Annotated in this window: 3 rRNA genes; all 3 read left to right on the top strand. The window is 56.4% G+C overall.

From position 1 onward, the window contains the following. The first annotated feature begins 2 nt into the window (after positions 1 to 2). The 3 genes from E0H50_RS42635 to rrf all read left to right on the top strand — a co-directional run bounded on the left by E0H50_RS42635 (position 3) and on the right by rrf (position 5406). Positions 3 to 1527: ribosomal RNA gene (locus E0H50_RS42635) — 16S ribosomal RNA — on the top strand. A 479-nt stretch (positions 1528 to 2006) separates the two neighbouring features. Beyond that, positions 2007 to 5130 (top strand): 23S ribosomal RNA (locus tag E0H50_RS42640). A gap of 158 nt (positions 5131 to 5288) precedes the next feature. Further along, positions 5289 to 5406 (top strand): 5S ribosomal RNA (rrf, locus tag E0H50_RS42645). Together the 16S, 23S and 5S rRNA genes form the textbook arrangement of a ribosomal RNA operon. Positions 5407 to 5453 lie beyond the last annotated feature (47 nt).

Here is a 5453-nt window from a genome sequence, read left to right on the forward strand (position 1 = left end):
TTTCAACGGAGAGTTTGATCCTGGCTCAGGACGAACGCTGGCGGCGTGCTTAACACATGCAAGTCGAGCGGTAAGGCCCCTTCGGGGGTACACGAGCGGCGAACGGGTGAGTAACACGTGAGCAACCTACCCTCAACTTTGGGATAAGCCTCGGAAACGGGGTCTAATACCGGATAATACTTCGCTCCTCATGGGGTGGGGTTGAAAGTTCTGGCGGTTGGGGATGGGCTCGCGGCCTATCAGCTTGTTGGTGGGGTAATGGCCTACCAAGGCGTCGACGGGTAGCCGGCCTGAGAGGGCGACCGGCCACACTGGGACTGAGACACGGCCCAGACTCCTACGGGAGGCAGCAGTGGGGAATATTGCGCAATGGACGAAAGTCTGACGCAGCAACGCCGCGTGAGGGATGACGGCCTTCGGGTTGTAAACCTCTTTCAGCAGGGACGAAGCGAGAGTGACGGTACCTGCAGAAGAAGGACCGGCCAACTACGTGCCAGCAGCCGCGGTAATACGTAGGGTCCGAGCGTTGTCCGGAATTATTGGGCGTAAAGGGCTCGTAGGCGGTTCGTCACGTCGGGAGTGAAAACTCGGGGCTTAACCCCGAGCCTGCTTCCGATACGGGCAGACTAGAGGTAGGCAGGGGAGAGCGGAACTCCTGGTGTAGCGGTGGAATGCGCAGATATCAGGAAGAACACCGGTGGCGAAGGCGGCTCTCTGGGCCTTACCTGACGCTGAGGAGCGAAAGCGTGGGTAGCGAACAGGATTAGATACCCTGGTAGTCCACGCCGTAAACGTTGGGCGCTAGGTGTGGGGGACATTCCACGTCCTCCGTGCCGCAGCTAACGCATTAAGCGCCCCGCCTGGGGAGTACGGCCGCAAGGCTAAAACTCAAAGGAATTGACGGGGGCCCGCACAAGCGGCGGAGCATGCGGATTAATTCGATGCAACGCGAAGAACCTTACCTGGGTTTGACATATAGGGAAATCCTCCAGAGATGGGGGGTCCGTAAGGGTCCTATACAGGTGGTGCATGGCTGTCGTCAGCTCGTGTCGTGAGATGTTGGGTTAAGTCCCGCAACGAGCGCAACCCTCGTCCTATGTTGCCAGCACGCCCTTCGGGGTGGTGGGGACTCATAGGAGACTGCCGGGGTCAACTCGGAGGAAGGTGGGGATGACGTCAAGTCATCATGCCCCTTATGTCCAGGGCTTCACGCATGCTACAATGGCCGGTACAAAGGGCTGCGAAACTGTAAGGTGGAGCGAATCCCAAAAAGCCGGTCTCAGTTCGGATTGGGGTCTGCAACTCGACCCCATGAAGTCGGAGTCGCTAGTAATCGCAGATCAGCAACGCTGCGGTGAATACGTTCCCGGGCCTTGTACACACCGCCCGTCACGTCATGAAAGTCGGCAACACCCGAAGCCGGTGGCCTAACCCTTGTGGAGGGAGCCGTCGAAGGTGGGGCTGGCGATTAGGACGAAGTCGTAACAAGGTAGCCGTACCGGAAGGTGCGGCTGGATCACCTCCTTTCTAAGGAGCATTCGGCACCAACCCGTTGGGTTTGGTGTCAAACGCTGTTTCCGAGGCGAATGTTCTCGGGCAGCGGTGCTTCGGAATGTGGAACATTGACCATTAGGCTTGGATCTCTCCGGATCTTGCTAGTACTGCTCACTTGGTGGGCGTGGAACGTGGGTGAGGGGTGAGTGAAGGGCCGAGGCGCGCTGTTGGGTCCTGAGGAATCGGGCCTGTCTGAGTGATCAGGCTGGACTGTTTCTTCTGGGGTCACGGTTCAACTGGGTGACTGGTTGTGCTGGTGGCTGGGGCCGGCTCTCACCAAACGTCTGGTGTTGGGTGTCTTGTGGGTGGGTTGTTTCCCTGCGGGATGTTCTTCTACTGGATGGTGGTGGTTGTGGGTTGGTGTTCCTGCCCGTATTTTGAGAACTGTATAGTGAACGCGAGCATCTAATCTTTGTAGCGTTTTGCGATTTCGCAAAATTTTTGTTGTTTTGTGACAAGCTACTAAGGGCAATCGGTGGATGTCTAGGTACCAAGAGCCGATGAAGGACGTTGGAGCCTGCGATAAGCCCCGGGGAGTTGGCAACCGAGCTGTGATCCGGGGGTGTCCGAATGGGGAAACCCAGCTGGCATTCTAAAGCCAGTTACCAGTGCCTGAACACATAGGGTTCTGGAGGGAACGCGGGGAAGTGAAACATCTCAGTACCCGCAGGAAGAGAAAACAATAGTGATTCCGTGAGTAGTGGCGAGCGAAAGCGGATGAGGCTAAACCATGTGCGTGTGATAGCCGGCGTGCGTTGCGCATGTGGGGTTGTGGGAGCATTCGAGTCTTAATGCCGTGAGACTAAAGAGTTATAAATCGCTGTTGAAGTCGAATCTTCTGGAATGTTGAGCCGTAGTGGGTTATAGCCCTGTAGGCGTAAGACAGTGACTCTTGAGTGTTTTCCCAAGTAGCACGGGACTCTTGAAATCCCGTGTGAATCTGGCGGGACCACCCGCTAAGCCTAAATACTTCTTGGTGACCGATAGCGGACTAGTACCGTGAGGGAAAGATGAAAAGTACCCCGGGAGGGGAGTGAAATAGTACCTGAAACCGGTTGCCTACAATCCGTCGGAGCATGACTTCGGTTGTGTGACGGCGTGCCTTTTGAAGAATGAGCCTGCGAGTTAGTGGTGTGTGGCGAGGTTAACCCGTGTGGGGTAGCCGTAGCGAAAGCGAGTCTGAATAGGGCGTTTTAGTCGCATGCTCTAGACCCGAAGCGGAGTGATCTATCCATGGGCAGGTTGAAGCGTGGGTAAGACCGCGTGGAGGACCGAACCCACCAGGGTTGAAAACCTGGGGGATGACCTGTGGATAGGGGTGAAAGGCCAATCAAACTCCGTGATAGCTGGTTCTCCCCGAAATGCATATAGGTGCAGCGTCGCGTGTTTCTTACCGGAGGTAGAGCACTGGATGGTCTAGGGGGCTTACCGGCTTACCGAAATCAGCCAAACTCCGAATGCCGGTAAGTGAGAGCGCGGCAGTGAGACTGCGGGGGATAAGCTCCGTAGTCGAGAGGGAAACAGCCCAGATCACCAGCTAAGGCCCCTAAGCGATTGCTAAGTGGAAAAGGATGTGGAGTTGCCCAGACAACCAGGAGGTTGGCTTAGAAGCAGCCACCCTTGAAAGAGTGCGTAATAGCTCACTGGTCAAGTGATTCCGCGCCGACAATGTAGCGGGGCTCAAGCAATCCGCCGAAGCTGTGGCACTCACACTTGTACTCGGCACAGACTTGATCTGTGTCCAGGTGTGTGGGTGGGTAGGGGAGCGTCGTGCAGCGTGTGAAGCAGCCTAGTGATGGAGTTGTGGATGCTGCACGAGTGAGAATGCAGGCATGAGTAGCGAATGACGGGTGAGAAACCCGTCCGCCGGATGATCAAGGGTTCCAGGGTCAAGCTAATCTGCCCTGGGTAAGTCGGGACCTAAGGCGAGGCCGACAGGCGTAGTCGATGGACAACGGGTTGATATTCCCGTACCGGCATTAACACGACCCGACCGAACCCGCTGATGCTAAGCCAACAAGACTTTGAGACCTTCGGGTTGATGGGTGGAGTTGGTGACCCGAGGTGGTAGTAGGTGCATTGAGGAGTGACGCAGGAGGGTAGTCCAACCGCGGCGATGGTAGGCGCAAGCTGATCCGCGGGCAAGGTGGTAGGGCGAGGCATAGGCAAATCCGTGTCTCATTGAGCCTGAGAGCCGAGGCGGACCCGTTCAGGGGAAGTGGATGATCCCATGCTGCCGAGAAAAACTTCGCAGTGAGTGTTAGAGCCGCCCGTACCCCAAACCGACACAGGTGATCAGGTAGAGAATACCAAGGCGATCGAGTGAACCATGGTTAAGGAACTCGGCAAAATGCCCCCGTAACTTCGGGAGAAGGGGGACCGGATCCGTGACACCACTTGCTGGTGGAAGCGGTGATGGTCGCAGAGACCAGGCCCAAGCGACTGTTTACTAAAAACACAGGTCCGTGCGAAGAAGTAATTCGATGTATACGGACTGACGCCTGCCCGGTGCTGGAACGTTAAGGGGACAGGTTAGCTGGTTTCGGCCGGCGAAGCTTTGAACTTAAGCGCCAGTAAACGGCGGTGGTAACTATAACCATCCTAAGGTAGCGAAATTCCTTGTCGGGTAAGTTCCGACCTGCACGAATGGCGTAACGACTTGGGCGCTGTCTCAACCATGGACTCGGCGAAATTGCATTACGAGTAAAGATGCTCGTTACGCGCAGCAGGACGGAAAGACCCCGGGACCTTTACTACAACTTGGTATTGGTGGTCGGTACAATTTGTGTAGGATAGGTGGGAGACTGTGAAGCTCGGACGCCAGTTCGGGTGGAGTCATCGTTGAAATACCACTCTGATTGTTCTGGCTGTCTAACTTTGGTCCGTTATCCGGATCAGGGACAGTGCCTGGTGGGTAGTTTGACTGGGGCGGTCGCCTCCTAAAAGGTAACGGAGGCGCTCAAAGGTTCCCTCAGCCTGGTTGGCAATCAGGTGTCGAGTGTAAGTGCACAAGGGAGCTTGACTGTGAGACAGACATGTCGAGCAGGGACGAAAGTCGGAACTAGTGATCCGGCGGTGGCATGTGGGAGCACCGTCGCTCAACGGATAAAAGGTACCCCGGGGATAACAGGCTGATCTTCCCCAAGAGTCCATATCGACGGGATGGTTTGGCACCTCGATGTCGGCTCGTCGCATCCTGGGGCTGGAGTAGGTCCCAAGGGTTGGGCTGTTCGCCCATTAAAGCGGCACGCGAGCTGGGTTTAGAACGTCGTGAGACAGTTCGGTCCCTATCCGCTGCGCGCGCAGGAGACTTGAGAAGGGCTGCCCCTAGTACGAGAGGACCGGGGTGGACGAACCTCTGGTGTGCCAGTTGTTCCGCCAGGAGCACGGCTGGTTGGCTACGTTCGGGAGTGATAACCGCTGAAAGCATCTAAGCGGGAAGCACGCTTCAAGATGAGGTCTCCCACCGGGTTAACCGGGTAAGGCCCCCAGTAGACCACTGGGTTGATAGGCCAGAGGTGGAAGCGCCGTAAGGTGTGGAGCTGACTGGTACTAATAGGCCGAGGGCTTGTCACACACACCCACCCCACGGGGTTGGGTGACCAGCGAGAGTTTTTGCGGTCGCAAGCCTGCGCTATGAAGTAATGATGTTCGCGTTCACTGTACGGTTCCCGGAATACGGTCAAACCCCAGCCTTGTGGCTCGAGTTGGTTTGATTGATATTTCTATAGAGTTTCGGTGGCCATAGCGTCGGGGAAACACCCAGTCTCCATTCCGAACCTGGAAGTTAAGCCCGCCAGCGCCGATGGTACTGCGACCGGGAGGTCGTGGGAGAGTAGGACGCCGCCGGACATTCACACTGTTAAGGGCCACCCCACTAGGGGTGGCCCTTAACATTT

Origin of the sequence: Kribbella sindirgiensis (assembly GCF_004331435.1) — a bacterium.
Lineage (GTDB): Bacteria > Actinomycetota > Actinomycetes > Propionibacteriales > Kribbellaceae > Kribbella > Kribbella sindirgiensis.